Consider the following 17,895-nt stretch of genomic DNA (forward strand, 5'->3'; position numbering starts at 1 on the left):
GATGGCCGGGGAAGACCCGGCCTCTTCTGCTCTCACCGCCCCCTGCCAGACTGCTGTATTCCCCGCCTGTTTTTTTTGGCATAATGCGCGCTGACTCACATACTCACATCGCAAATTAAAGGCTATCTCTGTGCTAGTTTCCAGCAACGTCACCATGCAGTTTGGCAGTAAGCCGCTGTTCGAAAACATCTCCGTCAAATTTGGCGGCGGCAACCGCTACGGCCTGATCGGTGCCAACGGCAGCGGTAAGTCCACCTTTATGAAAATTCTCGGTGGCGACCTGGTTCCTTCCGGCGGTAATGTCTCGCTCGATCCGAACGAGCGCCTCGGTAAACTGCGCCAGGATCAGTTCGCCTTTGAACAGTATTCCGTGCTGGATACGGTGATCATGGGCCACGGCGAGCTGTGGGCGGTGAAGGAAGAGCGCGATGCGATCTATGCGCTGCCGGAGATGAGCGAAGAAGACGGTTATAAAGTCGCTGACCTCGAAGAGAAGTATGGCGAGATGGACGGCTACACCGCAGAAGCGCGTGCCGGTGAGCTGCTGCTGGGCGTGGGTATTCCGCTGGAGCAGCACTACGGCCCGATGAGCGAAGTCGCTCCCGGCTGGAAACTGCGCGTGCTGCTGGCACAGGCGCTGTTCTCTAACCCGGAAATTCTGCTGCTCGACGAACCGACCAACAACCTGGACATCGATACCATTCGCTGGCTGGAGCAGGTGCTGAACGAGCGTAACAGCACCATGATCATCATTTCGCACGACCGTCACTTCCTGAACATGGTCTGCACCCACATGGCCGACCTCGACTACGGCGAGCTGCGCGTTTACCCGGGCAACTACGACGAGTACATGACGGCAGCAACCCAGGCGCGCGAGCGTCTGCTGTCTGATAACGCCAAGAAGAAAGCGCAGATCAACGAACTGCAGTCCTTCGTCAGCCGCTTCAGCGCCAACGCCTCAAAATCCCGTCAGGCGACCTCACGCGCCAAGCAGATTGACAAGATCAAACTGGATGAGGTGAAAGCATCGAGCCGTCAGAACCCGTTCATTCGTTTCGAGCAGGATAAGAAACTGTTCCGCAATGCGCTGACGCTGGAAGCCGTGACCAAAGGTTTCGACAACGGTCCGCTGTTTAAAAACGTCAATATGCTGCTGGAAGTGGGCGAAAAGCTGGCGATCCTCGGCCCGAACGGTATCGGTAAAACCACGCTGCTGAAAACGCTGATTGGCGAACTGCTGCCGGACAACGGCACCGTGAAATGGTCCGAGAATGCGCAAATTGGTTACTACGCGCAGGATCACGCCCACGACTTCGCCGACGACCTGAGCGTGTTCGACTGGATGAGCCAGTGGAAGCAGGAGAGCGATGACGAGCAGGCGGTACGCGGTATTCTCGGCCGTCTGCTGTTCAGCCAGGACGATATCAAGAAGCCAGCCAAAGTGCTGTCCGGTGGTGAGAAGGGCCGCATGCTGTTCGGCAAGCTGATGATGCAGAAGCCGAACGTGCTGATCATGGATGAACCGACTAACCACCTCGATATGGAATCGATCGAAGCGCTGAACATGGCGCTGGAGATGTACGAAGGCACGCTGATCTTCGTTTCTCACGACCGTGAGTTCGTCAGCTCGCTGGCCACGCGCGTGATTGAGATGACGCCGGGCAAACTGAACGACTTTACCGGCAACTACGAAGACTATCTGCGCAGCCAGGGCATCGTGTAAGGCCCGATGTTGTAGGGGCCGACCCTTTTTTCCGGTCGGCCCTTGCCGCAGATTTTGCGGGCTGACCGAAAAAGAGGGTCAGCCCCTACAAATGCCTCGCTGCCAGTCCCCCTGCAAATGCCTTGCTGCAAACGTAGGGGACGACCTTCTTTTTCGGTCGTCCCGTATCCCCCGGTTATTCACCCACCTGGTTTTTTCCCGCGCGTTTCGCCGCATACAACGCCTTATCCGCCTCGGCAATCAGCTGATGGCGCGCGGTTTCGCTGCGGTCGGTCATTGCCACCGCTACCCCAACACTGATCGTCACAATTCTCTCCGGCGTATCGCTGCCTGGGTTAGGAATGCCGAGCTTTGCCACCGCCTCCGTCGCCTGTTCGGCAAAGCGCAGCGCCGCTGTGCGATCCGCCCCCGGCATAATCACCGCAAACTCTTCGCCGCCGTAGCGCGTCACCAAATCTTCCGGGCGGTGCGGCAGGCGTGACAGCGTATGAGCGATCTGTTTCAGGCAATCATCCCCGGCCAGGTGACCGTAGGTGTCGTTAAAGGCTTTAAACGAATCGACATCGATCATCAGCAGCGACAGCGGGGTGCGCAGCTTGTGGGAGCGCTCGACGTTGCGCTGCAGATAGAGGTCGAAATGGCGGCGGTTTGCCAGCCCGGTAAGACTGTCGACCAGCGCCAGCGTCTGTAAAGTGCGGTTCATGGTGGTAAGCTGATCGCGCACCTGAGTCAGCTCCAGCTGATTCCTCAGGTTGAGGGAAATATGGCGCAGCACCAGCAACCCGAGCAGGGAGATCACCAGCAGCAGGATCGCCGACAGCGCGATATAGACGCTGAGAGCGGAGAACCACTCCTGCAGCAGCGCCTTTTTATCGTAGCCGACGGCCACCACCAGCGGGTAGCGCTTCAGGCTGGAGTATCCCAACACCCGTTCAATGCCGTCCAGAGCCGATTTATAGAGCGCGGTACCGTTTGGAGCACTCTTCAGCAGCCGGGTAAAGAGCGGGCTGCCGGAGATATTACGGTTAATGGTATTGTCGGCGAACGGGCGCGCGTAAAGGATATTGCCATCGGCCTGCATCAGCGCCAGCACGTCGCGATCGCCCATATTGTAATAGCCATAAACCTGCTTAAAAAAGCTCAGGCGTACGGTCGCCAGCAGCACGCCGCGAAACGAACCATCGAGATTATTCAGGCGCATCGAAACGGGGATAACCAGATCGCCGGTCGAGCGGCTGCGGATCACCTTGCCAATATGGACATTGCCGTCGAGGTTCTGCTGATGATAGCGAAAATACTCGCGGTCGCTGTTATTAGCGCGCTGCGGAACATTGCCATCGGACGTGACCAGCCAGTTGCCTTCACTGTTGTAAATAAACAGGCCATGCAGCTGCGGCAGGCTGGCTTTGCGGTTGGACAGCAGATCTCTGAGATAGAGGGTGCGTTCATGGCGCAGGCCAATCAGCGAGATGCGGTCGCGCAGATCCTGTAACGTCAGGTCGACCTGCAGGAAAGTGTCCTCCGCCTGGCGCGACAGCGACTGCGAGAGGTTACGGGCATCGTTCTGCGAGCTGGTAATCATCCGGTTCCACGAGTTCCAGACAATCCAGCCGTTGATAACCATCACCGCCGTGACAATCGTCAGCAAAAAAACCACCATCATGCGGCGCAGTGAAGATTTTGTGCCTGCTGAAGTGGCGATCTGTTCATCGATCATAAGCTAATCAATCCTTTCGCTTCCCAGCATTCGCTTAACTATAGTGCTGGAAAGCTTAGCTGCACACCTCGCAGCGCGGATCTTTTGCCACATTCATGCTGCGAAATTGCAGCGTCATGGCATCGTATAGCAATAGCTTTCCAGCTACCGCGCCGCCGTAGTGCGCCAGCGCGCGGATCGCTTCCATCGCCTGGAGTGAGCCAATCACGCCGACCAGCGGCGCCATCACCCCGGCCTCAACGCAGCTCAGGGTCGACTGGCCGAACAGCCGGCTGATGCAGCGATAGCAGGGCTCGTCCTGACCCCAGCTGAACACGCTGACCTGGCCCTCCATGCGGATGGCGGCACCGGAGACCAGCGGAGTTTTGCTGGCAAAGCACTGGCGGTTGAGCTGTTCACGCGTCTCCACGTTGTCGCAGCAGTCCAGCACCAGCTGATGCGAGGCAATCAGGGCTGCCAGGGGAGCGTCATCCAGTCGCGCATTGACGGTGTCAATCTGGATCAGCGAGTTAAGCGCCGCCAGACGCAGCCGCGCAGAGTCGACTTTTGCCATCCCGACCTGCGCCTCAGCGTGCAGCACCTGGCGCTGCAGGTTAGAAACGGCGACGTGGTCGAAATCCAGCAGCGTCAGATGGCCGACGCCCGCAGCGGCGAGATACTGGCTGGCGGCGCAGCCCAGCCCGCCCAGGCCGACCACCAGCACGCGGGCAGCCTTCAGCTGCTCCTGCCCCGCAAAGTCAAAACCGCGCAGCACGATCTGGCGGTTATAGCGCAGCATTTCGTCATCGCTCAGCTCGGGCAGCATCTCAGCCCTCCAGCAGCGCGTTGAATGGCTCAACGTCAACCCATTCACCCGGCTGCACGTCGCCGCGCTCGCGCTCCAGCACGATAAAGCAGTTGGCCTGATGGAAAGAGCTAAAGACGTGCGAGCCCTGGTGGCCGGTGGTTTTCACCTCCAGCTCGCCTGCGGCATTGCGCTGCAGCAGCCCGCGCTGGAAGTCGAGGCGACCGGGTGATTTCTTCAGCAGGTCGGCGCTGCGCACGCGCTGGCGTGGCGGCAGCGCCGGGCCGCTCTGCCCGGTAAGCTTCGCCAGCAGCGGCTGCACCAGCTGATAAAAGGTTAATACCGCCGACACCGGGTTGCCCGGCAGGCCGCAGAACCAGCTGTTGGGCAGGCGACCAAAGGCAAACGGCTTGCCCGGTTTGATGGCCAGCTTCCAGAAGCCGACTTCGCCGAGTTCTTCCAGCATCTGTTTGGTGTAATCTGCCGCGCCAACGGAGACGCCGCCGCTGCTGATCACCACATCGCCCGCTGCATCGGCACGGACGAAAGCCTCACGCAGCGCCGCCGGATCGTCGCGAATAATGCCGAGGTCAATCACCTCGCAGCCGAGCTTATCCAGCATCAGCTGGACCGCAAAGCGGTTGGTATCGTAAATCTGGCCCGCCGCCAGCGGCTGGCCGACCGGCTGCAGCTCATCCCCGGTGGAGAACACCGCCACGCGCAGCTTGCGCACGACCGAAACCTGCGCAATGCCGAGAGAGGCCAGCAGCGGCAGCTCGGCGGCGCCCAGCCTGGTGCCCGCGCTCAGCACCTCGGTGCCCTGAAGGATATCCTCGCCGGCACGGCGGATGTTCTGCCCGGCGCTGACCTCAGCGGTGATACGGACTGTATCGCCAATGCTTTCGGTCTGCTCCTGCATCACCACCGCCTCGCAGCCCTCAGGCAGCGGCGCGCCGGTCATGATGCGGATGCAGCTGCCGGCCGGCCAGGCACCGCTAAACGGCTGGCCGGCAAACGCTTTCCCGGCCACGGTAAGTACCGCACCGGGGGTAACATCGGCCATGCGCAGGGCATAGCCATCCATCGCCGAGTTATCAAACGGCGGTACGTCAATCGGCGAAGTCACCGCCGCAGCGGTAATGCGCCCCACGGCGGCGGGTAGCAGCACGCTTTCGCTGTCGCTCAGGGGGGTAATCTGCGCCAGCAGGGTATTGAGGGCATCGTCGAGGGAGATCAGTCCCGCAGTAAAAGCTTCCATTGTGTCTCCGGTCGCACGCAAAAATCTTAAAGCGCTATTATGGCGTGATTCCCCGCCAGGGTCACGTTTGCGCGTGCTGGCGGGGAAAATGTCGCATTCTGATTTATCTTAGAACCAATAGTTATTATCAGGGTGCGAACTTTCCTCTTTACATCGCCAGACTGCCTGCCTATAGTCAAAAATCGCATTTTCTCAATAAAATCATTCTAACTCAGTGTTTTTCATGCTGATTTGGCACACAGGGTAAATGAATTATGGCCAGAGCGACGATCGCAATTCATGGTGGCGCGGGGGCAATCGCCCGCAGCAGCATGGACAGTGAAAAAGAGCAGCACTATCGCCAGGCGCTGTCAGAGATTGTCGCCAGCGGGCAGGCGCTGCTGGCGGCGGGTGCCAGCGCGCTTGACGTGGTGACCGAAGCAGTGCGCCAGCTGGAAGAGTGCCCGCTGTTTAATGCCGGGCGGGGTTCGGTGTTTACCCATCAGGGTACGCACGAGCTGGATGCCTGCGTGATGGACGGGCGCACGCGGCAAGCGGGAGCGGTCGCGGGCGTTAGCCGGGTGCGTAATCCGGTGCTGGCCGCGCGCGCAGTGCTGGAAACCAGTCCGCATCTGCTGTTTATCGGCGCGGGTGCGGAATCGTTTGCGGCAGAGAACGGCCTCGAAATGGTCGAAAACAGCTTTTTCTCCACGCCGGAGCGCCGCGCCCAGCTTGAGCGCGCGCTGGCCAGCGACCAGACCCTGCTGGACCACGATGGCGATCCCCTTGACCCCGACCGTAAGTTCGGCACCGTTGGCGCGGTGGCGATAGATCTTGCCGGCAGCCTGGCGGCAGCCACTTCCACCGGCGGCATGACCAATAAGCAGGTTGGGCGCGTTGGTGACTCCCCACTGGTTGGCGCGGGCTGCTATGCCAGCGGCGGCGTGGCGGTCTCCTGTACCGGTACCGGCGAAGTCTTTATGCGCACGCTGGCGGCCTATGATATTGCGGCCATGATGGAGTACGGCGGCCTGTCGCTGGATGAGGCGAGTCGTAAAGTGGTGATGGAAAAGATCCCGGCTCTCGGCGGCAGCGGCGGGTTAATTGCCGTGGATGCTGAAGGCAATGTGGTGCTGCCGTTTAACAGCGAAGGCATGTATCGCGGCTATGGCACAGTGGGTGAAGCGCCAGTGGTGGCGATCTACCGGGAGGAGCCCTGATGAGTGAGTTTCGCCATCATGACAATGTGGTGCTGTCGGTGCGCGATCTCAGCGTCAGCTTTCAACAGGAGAGCGGGCGCGTCCAGGCGGTAAACAGGCTGTCGCTGGACGTGCGCCAGGGCGAAACGCTGGCGATCGTCGGCGAGTCTGGCTCCGGCAAATCGGTCACCTCGCTGGCGCTGATGCGTCTGGTGGAGCAGGGCGGTGGCAATATCGACAGCGGGCAGATGTGGCTGACGCGCCGCAATCAGCAGCGGGTCAACCTGGCCGCGCTGCCGCAGTCCGAGCTGCGGCGCATTCGCGGTGCCGATATGGCCATGATTTTCCAGGAGCCGATGACCTCGCTCAACCCGGTGTTCCCGGTGGGGGAGCAGATTGCCGAGTCGATCCGACTGCACCAGGGAAAAAGCCACGCCGACGCGCTGAAAGAAGCGCAGCGCATGCTCGATCTGGTGCGCATTCCCGAAGCGAAAAACGTGCTGTCGCGTTACCCGCATCAGCTCTCAGGCGGCATGCGCCAGCGCGTGATGATCGCCATGGCGCTCTCCTGCCGCCCGGCGCTGCTGATCGCCGATGAGCCCACCACCGCGCTCGACGTGACTATCCAGGCGCAGATCTTACAGCTGATCCGCGTGCTGCAAAAAGAGATGCAGATGGGGGTGATTTTTATCACCCACGACATGGGGGTGGTGGCCGAAATGGCCGACCGCGTGCAGGTGATGTACCGCGGCGACGTGGTGGAAACCGGCAGCGTCGAGTCGCTATTTGCTCATCCCCAGCAACCCTACACTCGCGCACTGCTGGCCGCCGTGCCGAAACTCGGCGCCATGAGCGGGCGCAGCCTGCCGGCCAAATTCCCGCTGATGCAGGAGGGTGAGCAGCAGCCGGAACAGCCGCAGGACACCGTCCGTCAGCAGGAGCCGCCGATTTTACAGGTGCGCGATCTGGTGACGCGCTTTGATATCCGCAGCGGCATCTTTAACCGCGTGCACCGCCGCGTTCACGCGGTGGAGAAAGTCAGCTTTGACCTGCGCCCCGGCGAAACGCTGGCGCTGGTCGGTGAATCCGGCTGCGGCAAATCGACCACCGGGCGCTCGCTGCTGCGGCTGGTGGAGAGCCAGGGCGGCAGTATCACCTTTAACGGCAAGCGCATCGATCGGCTTTCGGGTCAGGCACTGTCGCACCTGCGGCGCGATATTCAGTTTATCTTCCAGGATCCTTACGCCTCCCTCGATCCGCGCCTGACGGTGGGCTTTTCGATTATGGAGCCGCTGCTGGTTCACGGTATTGCCAAAGGGCAGGAGGCCGAAAAACGCGTGGCGTGGCTGCTGGAGCGCGTCGGCTTACTGCCGGAGCATGCGCAGCGCTATCCGCACGAGTTCTCCGGCGGACAGCGGCAGCGTATCTGCATTGCGCGCGCGCTGGCGCTCAACCCGAAAGTGGTGATCGCCGACGAAGCCGTCTCGGCGCTGGACGTCTCGATTCAGGCGCAGATTATTAACCTGATGCTCGACCTGCAGCGCGAGTTTGGCATCGCGTTCCTGTTTATTTCGCATGATATGGCGGTGGTGGAGCGCATCAGCCACCGCGTGGCGGTGATGTATCTCGGGCAGATTGTCGAGATTGGCCCGCGCCAGGCGGTGTTCGAACAGCCGCAGCATCCGTATACGCGCAAACTGATGGCGGCGGTGCCGGTGGCCGACCCCACGCACCGCCGCCGTGAACGAGCACTGTTAGTAGATGAAATACCCAGCCCGATCCGCGCCCTGGGCGACGAACCGGAAGTGGCACCGCTGGTTGAAGTCAGCAGCGGGCATTTTGTGGCACGCCATGCTATCGCCCGCGCCTGAAACTGCATAATGACGACAAGGGATGAACTGAATGATAAATCAACACTCGCGTAAGTTGCTGTTAACCGCTGGCCTGCTCGGCAGTATTGTGGCGCTCCCTGCCTGGGCGGCGAAAGATGTCACCATTGCGGTCGCCTCAAACTTCACCACGCTCGACCCGTATGATGCCAACGACACGCTGTCGCAGGCGGTAGCGAAGTCGTTCTATCAGGGGCTGTTCGGCTTCGATAAAGAGATGAAGCTGGAAAATGTGCTGGCGGACAGCTACCAGGCCAGCCCGGACGGACTGACTTATACCATCGCGCTTAAGAGCGGGGTGAAGTTCCAGGACGGCACGCCGTTTAATGCCGATGCGGTAAAAGCGAACCTCGACCGCGCCAGCAACCCGGACAATCACCTCAAGCGTTTCAACCTGTTCAAAACCATCGCCAGCACCGAAGTGGTCAACCCGACCACGGTAAAAATCACCCTGAAGCAGCCGTTCTCGGCGTTTATTAATACCCTCGCCAGCCCGGCTGCGGCGATGATCTCTCCGACCGCACTGAAGAAATATGGCAAGGATATCGGCTTCCACCCGGTCGGCACCGGCCCTTACGAATTTGTCACCTGGAACCAGACCGACTTTGTGAAGGTGAAGAAATTCGCCGGTTACTGGAAGCCGGGCTATCCGAAACTGGACAGCATCACCTGGCGCCCGATTGTCGATAACAATACCCGCTCGGCGATGCTGCAAACCGGCGAAGCGAACTTTGCTTTCCCTATCCCGTTTGAGCAGGCCAAACTGCTGGAGAAAAACAGCAAGCTCGATCTGGTGACCTCGCCGTCGATCATGCAGCGCTATATCAGCTTTAACGTCACGCAGAAGCCGTTCAACGACCCGAAAGTGCGCGCAGCGATTAACTACGCCATCAACCGTCAGGCGCTGGCGAAAGTCGCCTTCGCCGGTTATGCCACCCCGGCCACCGGCATTGTGCCACCGTCGATTCAGTATTCACAAAGCTACCCGGCCCCGGAATATAACCCGGCCAAAGCGCGTGAGCTGCTGAAAGAGGCAGGCTATCCGAACGGCTTCACCACCCAGCTGTGGTCGTCGCATAACCACAGCACCGCGCAGAAAGTGCTGCAGTTTACCCAGCAGCAGCTGGCGCAGGTTGGCATTAAGGTTGAACTGACGGCCATGGATGCCGGGCAGCGTGCCGCGCAGGTGGAAGACAAAGGCCAGAAAGAGAGCGGCGTGCGCATGTTCTACACCGGCTGGTCTGCCTCGACCGGTGAAGCTAACTGGGCGCTGACGCCGCTGTTTGCCACTCAGTCCTGGCCGCCAACCATCTTTAACACCGCCTTCTACAGCAACGCCCAGGTGGATAAAGACCTCGCTGACGCGCTGAATACCACCGACGGTGCGAAAAAAGCCGCGCTGTACAAAGATGCACAGGACATTATCTGGAAAGAGCAGCCGTGGGCGCCGCTGGTGGTTGAGAAGCTGGTTTCCGCCAACACCAAAAACCTCACCGGGTTTTACGTGATGCCGGACACCTCATTCAGCTTTGATGATGCCGATCTGAAGTAATGCACTGACGCGCCTCCCGCAGGGGAGGCGCAGGGAAGATGATGCTTAACTATTTTATTAAACGACTGCTGGGGCTGATCCCAACGCTGCTGATCGTGGCGGTGCTGGTGTTCCTGTTCGTCCATCTGCTGCCTGGTGATCCGGCGCGCCTGATTGCGGGGCGTGAAGCCGATGCGCAGGTCGTGGCGATGGTGCGCGAACAGCTCGGGCTGAACCTGCCGCTGCCGCAGCAGTTCTGGCACTACATCACCCACGCCCTTCAGGGTGATTTTGGCCATTCAATGGTGTCGAAACGCCCGGTATCAGAAGAGATTGGCCAGCGCTTTCTGCCGACGCTGTACCTGACGCTGACCAGCATGGTGTGGTCGGTGATTTTCGGCATGGCGATAGGCGTCGTCTCTGCCGTGTGGCGCAACCGCTGGCCGGATCGGCTGGGGATGACGCTGGCGGTATCCGGGATCTCTTTCCCGGCGTTTGCCCTCGGCATGCTGCTGATGCAGGTGTTTTCCGTCGAGCTGGGCTGGCTGCCGACCGTCGGCGCCGACAGCTGGCAGCACTATATTTTACCGTCGATCACCCTGGGTGCCGCCGTCGCCGCCGTGATGGCGCGCTTTACCCGCGCCTCGTTCGTGGAGGTGATGCAGGAAGACTATATGCGCACCGCGCGCGCCAAAGGAGTGCGCGAGTCGGTGGTGGTGATCAAGCACGGGCTGCGCAATGCGATGATCCCGGTGGTCACTATGATGGGCCTGCAGTTTGGCTTCCTGCTCGGTGGCTCTATCGTGGTCGAGGTGGTGTTCAACTGGCCGGGGCTGGGGCGCCTGCTGGTCGACTCGGTGGAGATGCGCGATTACCCGGTGATCCAGGCGGAAGTGCTGCTATTTTCGCTGGAGTTTATTCTGATTAACCTGATGGTCGATATGCTGTACGCGGCGATCAACCCCGCGATCCGCTACAAGTAAGGATGTTTGATGATTAACTGGCGACGTAATGCCGTGCTCGCAACGCTGCCCAGCGTGCGGGAGAATCGCGTGCGTACCCCGTGGCGGGAATTCTGGCGGCGTTTTCGCCGTCAGCACGTGGCAATGATTGCGGCGGTATTTGTGCTGCTGCTGATCCTGGTGGCGATTTTTGCCCCGCTGCTGGCCCCGTTCGATGCTGAAAACTACTTTGATTATGACCGGCTGAATGAAGGACCGTCGATGATGCACTGGTTCGGCGTCGATGCGCTGGGGCGCGATATTTTCAGCCGCGTGCTGCTCGGCAGCCGCCTGTCGCTGGTGGCTGGCTTCTTCTCGGTGGCGGTGGGCGCGGTGACAGGTACGCTGCTCGGCCTGCTGGCCGGCTACTACGAGGGCTGGTGGGACCGGATTATCATGCGCATTTGCGACGTGCTGTTCGCTTTTCCCGGCATCCTGCTGGCGATTGCCGTGGTGGCGGTACTCGGTAACGGTATGTCGAATGTGATCCTCGCGGTGGCGATTTTCAGCATTCCCGCCTTTGCCCGCCTGGTGCGCGGTAACACGCTGGTGCTGAAACACCTGACCTATATTGAGTCGGCGCGCAGTATTGGCGCGTCTGATTTGACCATTATCCTGCGCCACATTCTGCCCGGTACGCTGTCATCGATTGTGGTCTATTTTACTATGCGTATTGGCACCTCGATTATCTCTGCTGCCAGCCTGTCGTTCCTGGGTCTTGGCGCGCAGCCGCCGACCCCGGAGTGGGGGGCGATGCTTAACGAGGCCCAGGCGGATATGGTGCTGGCCCCGCACGTGGCGATCTTCCCCAGCCTGGCGATTTTCCTTACCGTGCTGGCGTTTAATCTGCTGGGTGACGGGCTGCGCGATGCGCTGGACCCGAAGCTGAAGGTGTAACCATGGCGGGCGAGGCATGCCTCGCCCCTACCAAACCCCACGCGATCCCTTGCAGGGTCGAGGCATGCCTGCCCCGGTGAAACCCCACGCGATCCCTTGCAGGGTCGAGGCATGCCTGCCCCGGTGAAACCCCACGCGATCCCTTGCAGGGTCGAGGCGTGCCTGGCCCCGGTGAAACCCCACGCGATCCCTTGCAGGGTCGAGGCGTGCCTGGCCCCGGTGAAACCCCACGCGATCCCTTGCAGGGTCGAAGCGTGCCTGGCCCCGGTGAAACCCCACGCGATCCCTTGTAGGGTCGAGGCATGCCTCGACCTTTGTATGTGATATCAAATATTTCTTAATCATTGCTGGTTAACGCCGCTGTGCACTCTATGCTTGAAAGACCTTAATCGTAAAGGAATGTGACAATGCACAATGTGCGTATACCTCTCATCGCGGGCCTGGCAATGGCGTGTCTGGTGCTGGCTGGCTGCTCGTCAAAAGTAGCTGATACCAGCCAGTATTCCGGTTTCCTGCCGGATTATAGCCACCTGAAGCCGGAAAAATCCGCCAGCGGCGTGCAAACCCTGCGCTGGGTGTCACCGGACTATCAATCCGCAAAATACAACGCTATCCATTACACGCCTGCCGTTTACTATCCTGCCGCGAAGCCGACCGCCCGCGTCAGCCAGCAGACGCTCGATCAAATCCGCGCCTATCTCGACCAGACGCTGAAAGCCGCCGTGGCCCGGCACAAACCGCTGGTTAACCACGCGGGGCCGGGCACGCTGGAGCTGAAAACCGCCATTACCGCCGTCAATGCCGAAAATCAGGATATGAAGTTCTATGAGGTCGTGCCGATTGCGGCAGTGGTCGCCAGCACCATGGCGGCTTCCGGCCACCGTACCCAGAACAGCGTGCTGTTCCTGGAGATGCAGCTGGTGGATAGCCAAACCGGTAAGCCCGTGATGGAGGCGGTTCGCAAGGCCTACGGCAACACGGTGCCGAACAATAATGCCCCCATTACTCTTACCCAGTTGAAAAGCGGTATCGACCAGATGGTCAGTGACGTAGTGAACTTCCCCGATAAGTAATTCCTGTTTTATGGGCTGACCAATAAAAGGTTGGCCCCTGCCCGGAGTGATTACGATGACGCGTTATCTGCTGCTGCCTGCACTGGCTGCCTCCCTGCTGTTAAGCCCCGCCCTCAGAGCTGAAAAAATCACCGTACAGGAGCTGCAAAGCGGTCTCGATCACCCCTGGGCGCTGGCCTTTCTGCCGGGCGAAGAGGGGGTGTTGATCACCGAACGCGCCGGCCAGCTCAGGCGCTGGCAGCCCGGCTCCGGCCTCTCCCAGCCCATCAGCGGGGTGCCGCAGGTGTGGGCTCAGCGCCAGGGGGGCCTGCTTGATGTGGCGCTGGCGCCGGACTTTGCCAGCAGCCGTCGCGTCTGGCTCAGCTACACGCTGGCCGGAGAAGATGGCGCGGCTGGAGCTGTAGTCGGTTATGGCCGCCTGAGCGAAGATTACCGCCAGCTCAGTGGCTTCCAGCCGGTGCTGCGCCAACAAGGTTTATCCAGCGGGGCGAATCTTGGTACGCGCATGGCGTTTGACCGCAGCGGTCATCTGTTCATCGCCTTTGGGGATAATTTCCAGGCCGCTAAAGCGCAGGATCTCAACGCACTGCAGGGCAAAATTGTGCGCCTGACCGCCGATGGCAAAATCCCCTCTGACAATCCGCTGGTTGGTCGCCAGGGCGTTCGTAGCGAGATCTGGAGTTGGGGAGTGCGTAACCCGCAGGGGTTAGCGCTCAACCCGCAGAGCGGTGAGGTCTGGGAGAGCGAGCACGGCCCGCGCGGCGGCGATGAGGTGAATATCCCGCGCAGGGGAAAAAACTACGGCTGGCCGCTGGCCACCTGGGGCATTGATTACAGCGGGGCGAAGGTACCGGGTTCAAAAGGCAGCACGGCCGCGGGAACCGAGCAGCCGCTGTTCTGGTGGAAAGTCTCCCCGGCTATCAGCGGCATGGCGTTTTACCAGGGTACGCGGTTTCCGCAGTGGAAAAATTCGCTGTTTATCGGGGCGCTAAAGGAGAAAAGCCTGATCCGCCTGAGCATCAACGGTGAACAGCTGAAAGAGCAGGAGCGCCTGCTGAGCGAGCGCGGGGAGCGCATTCGCGATGTGCGCAGCGGGCCAGACGGCTGGCTTTACGTGCTGACGGATGAAGCCAACGGCAAACTGCTGAAAGTGGGTATTGAGTAAAATAAGCGGGCACTCCGTTGCCTGCCGATCTTATTTCACCCAGTGGCAGATTTCCCAGCCGCGCTGCTGCGCTAGCTGCTGCAGTGGCTCTGCCGGATTGATCACCCAGGCGTGATCGGCATGTTCCAGCATTGGCAGGTCGTTGATTGAGTCGCTGTAAGCCCAGGTGTGGGCAAAGCGGTGCTCCTGCTGCTGTGCCTTCCAGTCGCTGACGCGGCTGACTTTTCCCTCTTTGTAGGTCAGAGTGCCGTAGATTTCGCCGCTGTAGCGGTCATCAATAATCTCCACGCCAATCGCCAGCGCCGCGTGCGCGCCCAGCTGTTGCGCAATAGGCTTCACCAGATGTTCACCGCTGGCGGAGATCACGATGATTTTATCGCCGCGCTGCTGGTGCCACGCCAGGCGTTCGCGTGCGGCGGGATAAACGCGCGGCAGGATATCGCGATGAATAAACCGGCGTATCCAGCCTGCTACCGTCGGCGTGGCCATTCCTGCCAGCGGCGACAGCGTGGTGCTCATATACTGTTCCATAGACAGCGACCCCTGATAGTAGTGCTCCATCAGCGCGCGTTCTTGTTCTATCAGCGCGGCCGGGGCAAACCCCTGGGAAACCAGCCAGCGCAGCCACAGGCCGGTACTGTCTTCACAAATTAGCGTTTCATCAAGGTCAAACAGCGCTAAATCCATCGTCGTCACTCCTCTGGCAGACTTTTCTCAGGTTAGCGGATTTTTGTGACGGGCTTAACTGTTCAGTGAAAATTCGGAATTTAACCTGTTTTCTGCCCGCGCCTGACGGCGATAATTTGGCCAGCTGTCTGGGCAAACCTAAGATTTTTCTAATAAACTCTAAGAAACTTTACGGTTTAAACGTTTTTTTTAAGCTTATAACGTCTTAGTGTAGGGCGGCTAATCGTCAGATGCGCTTTGATAATCATTGTCTTTCAAATGGATACCTGGTCTCGCCATGAAGAAAACGCTCCTCTCTACCGGTGTGTATGCACTGGCTACTACTTCGACGTTATTGCTGTTTACCCTCTCCCCCGCGCGCGCAGAGCAGGCCCCTGCCGCCCCGCAGATCGATGCCAAAGCCTGGGTGCTGATGGACTACAACAGCGGTAAAGTGCTGGCAGAATCCAATGCGGATCAGCGGCTCGACCCGGCCAGCCTGACCAAAATGATGGCCAGCTATGTTACCGGGCAGGCGCTGAAGGCGGGCAAAATCAGCAATGACGACATGGTCACCGTGGGTAAAGATGCCTGGGCGACCGGCAACCCGATTCTGCAAGGCTCTTCGCTGATGTTCCTCAAGCCTGGGGACCGGATCCCGGTGTCGGAGCTGAATAAAGGGATTGTGATCCAGTCCGGTAACGATGCCAGCATTGCGCTCGCCGACCACGTAGCGGGCAGTCAGGACTCTTTCGTTGGCCTGATGAACAACTACGTGCAGGCGCTGGGCCTGAAGAATACCCACTTTAAAACGGTGCACGGGCTGGATTCGGACGGCCAGTACAGCACCGCGCGCGATATGGCCCTGATTGGTCAGGCGCTGATCCGCGACGTACCGGATGAGTACGCGCTGCATAAAGAGAAAGAGTTCACCTTTAATAAGATCCGCCAGTACAACCGCAACCGCCTGCTGTGGAGCACCAATCTGCAGGTGGACGGGATCAAGACCGGGCACACTTCCGGCGCCGGCAATAATCTTGTGGCATCAGCGAAAGAGGGCGATCAGCGCTTAATTTCTGTGGTGCTGGGCGCGGCCACCGATGCTATCCGCTTCCGCGAGAGCGAAAAGCTGCTGACCTGGGGCTTCCGCTTCTGGGAAACGGTGACGCCAATCAAGGCCGGGACGGCGTTTGCCACCCAGCGCGTCTGGTATGGCGATAAGAGCGAAGTGAATCTTGGCGTAGCGAAGGATGCGGCGATTACCCTGCCAAAAGGGCAGATGAAAAACCTGAAGGCGAGCTTTACCCTCAGCCAGCCGCAGCTGACGGCCCCGCTGGCGAAGAATCAGGTGGTGGGAACGATTGATTTCCAGCTGGACGGAAAATCCATTGAGCAGCGCCCGCTGGTGGTGCTGGACGAAGTGAAAGAGGGCGGTTTCTTCAGCCGCATCTGGGATTTCGTCATGATGAAGATGACCGGATGGTTTGGCAGCTGGTTTTCATAATGGATAAGGGCCGATCGAAAAAGAGGGTCGGCCCCTATCTATCCTGCGTAAGGGCCGACCGAAAAAGAGGGTCGGCCCCTACATCTATCCTGCGTGAGGGCCGACCGAAAAGAGGGTCGGCCCCTGCATCTATCCTGCGTAGGGGCCGACCGCTTTTCTGGTCGGCCCTGAACAATCAAAACAGATCGTAAGCCACCGCAGAAATCGCCACCAGGCCGACCAGCACCACGAACACATTACTCAACTTACCGCTGTACTGGCGCATGGCCGGGACCTTGTTGATGGCATACATCGGCATCAGGAACAGCAGCACCGCGATAATCGGGCCGCCCAGGCTTTCGATCAGGCCGAGAATGCTCGGGTCCAGCGTCGCGACAATCCAGGTTGTTATCAGCATAAACAGCGCGGTAAAGCGGTTCAGCTTGTGCTCGGCAAGGGTTTTGCCACGGCTGCGCAACAGCTTATTCACCGTGCCGTTAAAGCCTTCACGCGCCCCAAGATAGTGGCCGAGGAACGATTTGGTGATCGCTACCATGGCGATAATCGGCGCCAGCCATGCCATCAGCGGGGTATCAAAGTGGTTCGCCAGGTAAGAGAGAATGGAAATGTTCTGCGCTTTGGCTTCCGCCAGGTTCTCCGGCGTCAGGCTCAGCACGCAGCTGAACACAAAGAACATCACCGTCAGCACCATCATAATATGGCTGCGCGCGAGGATGCGGGAACACTTCGGCTCTGCCTGGTCGCCGTACTCTTCCCGTTTGGCCACGGCAAAGGCGGAAATAATCGGCGAGTGGTTAAAGGAGAACACCATCACCGGGATCGCCAGCCACAGGGTCATCATCAACCCCTTGCCGCTGCCGCTCAGGCTGGCATTGGCAAAAATCGCGCTGCTCCAGTGCGGGATAAGATAGAGCGCCAGCAGCATCAGCACCAGCACGAACGGATAGACCAGTACGCTCATGGTTTTGACGATCATCTCTTTGCCGAAGCGCACAATGGTCATCAGGCCGACAATCAGGATCAGCGCCAGCAGCGCGCGCGGCGGAGCCTGCATCTGCAGCTGGTGGGTGATAAAACTCTCAACGGTGTTAGTGATGGCGACGCTGTAAACCAGCAGAATCGGGTAGATGGCGAAGAAGTAGAGCAGGGTGATCAGCTTGCCGGCGCCGACGCCGAAGTGCTCTTCTACCACCTCAGTAATATCCTCGCCGGGTTTGCGCCCGGAGAGCACGAAGCGGCACAGCCCGCGGTGGGCAAAGAAGGTCATTGGAAACGCCAGCAGCGCCATAATGACCAGCGGGATAAGGCCGCCAATCCCGGCATTAATCGGCAGGAACAGTACGCCAGCACCAATGGCCGTGCCGTACAGCCCCAGCATCCACATAGTGTCGGTTTTACGCCATGCGCTGGCATCCTGAGACGCTTCGGGGCTGAGCACCGCCGTTTGGGATGTGTCCATTTGATTCTCCAGTGTTTAAAACGATGAAGTTAATCGCGCCATCGACGCGT

General features: G+C 59.7%; 14 protein-coding genes. 9 read left to right on the forward strand and 5 right to left on the reverse strand.

All coding sequences use genetic code 11. The features are described from left to right. Nucleotides 1-130 precede the first annotated feature (130 nt). Nucleotides 131-1,723, forward strand: a complete 1,593-nt coding sequence (locus tag ACLI4M_RS16960; RefSeq protein ID WP_048916597.1) for an ABC-F family ATPase — start codon at nucleotides 131-133, stop codon at nucleotides 1,721-1,723. 175 nt (nucleotides 1,724-1,898) lie between these two features. On the opposite strand, the gene ACLI4M_RS16965 is transcribed toward ACLI4M_RS16960, so the two are convergent. From ACLI4M_RS16965 to moeA, 3 genes are read right to left on the reverse strand one after another with little or no spacing between them, the layout of a single operon-like run. Continuing rightward, nucleotides 1,899-3,440 (reverse strand): sensor domain-containing diguanylate cyclase, encoded by a 1,542-nt coding sequence (locus tag ACLI4M_RS16965; protein ID WP_413449732.1) that lies wholly within the window; start codon nucleotides 3,438-3,440, stop codon nucleotides 1,899-1,901. A 55-nt stretch (nucleotides 3,441-3,495) separates the two neighbouring features. Further along, nucleotides 3,496-4,245 carry a molybdopterin-synthase adenylyltransferase MoeB gene (gene moeB / locus ACLI4M_RS16970; protein WP_133624102.1) on the reverse strand — a complete coding sequence of 250 codons (750 nt, stop codon included), beginning with the start codon at nucleotides 4,243-4,245 and terminating at the stop codon, nucleotides 3,496-3,498. Nucleotide 4,246: 1 nt separating this feature from the next. Next, nucleotides 4,247-5,482 carry a molybdopterin molybdotransferase MoeA gene (gene moeA / locus ACLI4M_RS16975; RefSeq protein ID WP_133624101.1) on the reverse strand — a complete coding sequence of 412 codons (1,236 nt, stop codon included), beginning with the start codon at nucleotides 5,480-5,482 and terminating at the stop codon, nucleotides 4,247-4,249. Between the two features lie 254 nt (nucleotides 5,483-5,736). On the opposite strand from moeA, the gene ACLI4M_RS16980 reads away from it, so the two are divergent. The 7 genes from ACLI4M_RS16980 (at nucleotide 5,737) to ACLI4M_RS17010 (ending at nucleotide 14,216) form a co-directional block, all read left to right on the forward strand. After that, entirely contained in the window at nucleotides 5,737-6,681 is a 945-nt protein-coding gene (locus ACLI4M_RS16980; RefSeq protein ID WP_133624100.1) for an isoaspartyl peptidase/L-asparaginase, read from the forward strand. Then, a complete protein-coding gene (gene gsiA, locus ACLI4M_RS16985; protein ID WP_133624099.1) occupies nucleotides 6,681-8,531 on the forward strand; it encodes a glutathione ABC transporter ATP-binding protein GsiA in 1,851 nt (616 codons plus the stop codon). The genes ACLI4M_RS16980 and gsiA overlap by 1 nt, the downstream gene beginning before the upstream one ends. Before the next feature lie 31 nt (nucleotides 8,532-8,562). After that, nucleotides 8,563-10,101: a glutathione ABC transporter substrate-binding protein GsiB gene (gene gsiB, locus ACLI4M_RS16990; RefSeq protein ID WP_133624098.1), complete on the forward strand. Its 1,539-nt coding sequence runs from the start codon at nucleotides 8,563-8,565 to the stop codon at nucleotides 10,099-10,101. A 41-nt stretch (nucleotides 10,102-10,142) separates the two neighbouring features. Continuing rightward, complete coding sequence (gsiC, locus tag ACLI4M_RS16995) at nucleotides 10,143-11,063, forward strand: glutathione ABC transporter permease GsiC (RefSeq protein ID WP_133625098.1); 921 nt, start codon at nucleotides 10,143-10,145, stop codon at nucleotides 11,061-11,063. 9 nt (nucleotides 11,064-11,072) lie between these two features. After that, a complete protein-coding gene (gene gsiD / locus ACLI4M_RS17000) occupies nucleotides 11,073-11,978 on the forward strand; it encodes a glutathione ABC transporter permease GsiD (RefSeq protein WP_048916589.1) in 906 nt (301 codons plus the stop codon). Nucleotides 11,979-12,385: 407 nt separating this feature from the next. Further along, a complete protein-coding gene (locus ACLI4M_RS17005; protein ID WP_133624097.1) occupies nucleotides 12,386-13,051 on the forward strand; it encodes a DUF3313 domain-containing protein in 666 nt (221 codons plus the stop codon). Between the two features lie 55 nt (nucleotides 13,052-13,106). After that, a complete protein-coding gene (locus ACLI4M_RS17010; RefSeq protein ID WP_133624096.1) occupies nucleotides 13,107-14,216 on the forward strand; it encodes a PQQ-dependent sugar dehydrogenase in 1,110 nt (369 codons plus the stop codon). 30 nt (nucleotides 14,217-14,246) lie between these two features. Here the strand turns inward: ACLI4M_RS17010 and ACLI4M_RS17015 are convergent, their stop codons facing one another. Next, on the reverse strand, nucleotides 14,247-14,903 hold the full coding sequence (locus ACLI4M_RS17015; RefSeq protein ID WP_048916586.1) for an HAD family hydrolase: 657 nt from the start codon (nucleotides 14,901-14,903) through the stop codon (nucleotides 14,247-14,249). A gap of 277 nt (nucleotides 14,904-15,180) precedes the next feature. Between ACLI4M_RS17015 and ACLI4M_RS17020 the strand changes: the two genes are divergently transcribed. After that, a complete protein-coding gene (locus tag ACLI4M_RS17020; protein WP_048916585.1) occupies nucleotides 15,181-16,386 on the forward strand; it encodes a serine hydrolase in 1,206 nt (401 codons plus the stop codon). Between the two features lie 175 nt (nucleotides 16,387-16,561). Here ACLI4M_RS17020 and ACLI4M_RS17025 read toward each other — a convergent pair whose 3' ends face one another. Continuing rightward, nucleotides 16,562-17,845 (reverse strand): HAAAP family serine/threonine permease, encoded by a 1,284-nt coding sequence (locus ACLI4M_RS17025; RefSeq protein ID WP_133624095.1) that lies wholly within the window; start codon nucleotides 17,843-17,845, stop codon nucleotides 16,562-16,564. Between the last annotated feature and the right edge of the window lie 50 nt (nucleotides 17,846-17,895).

This window comes from Erwinia sp. LJJL01, from assembly GCF_047300805.2.
GTDB lineage: Bacteria > Pseudomonadota > Gammaproteobacteria > Enterobacterales > Enterobacteriaceae > Erwinia > Erwinia aphidicola.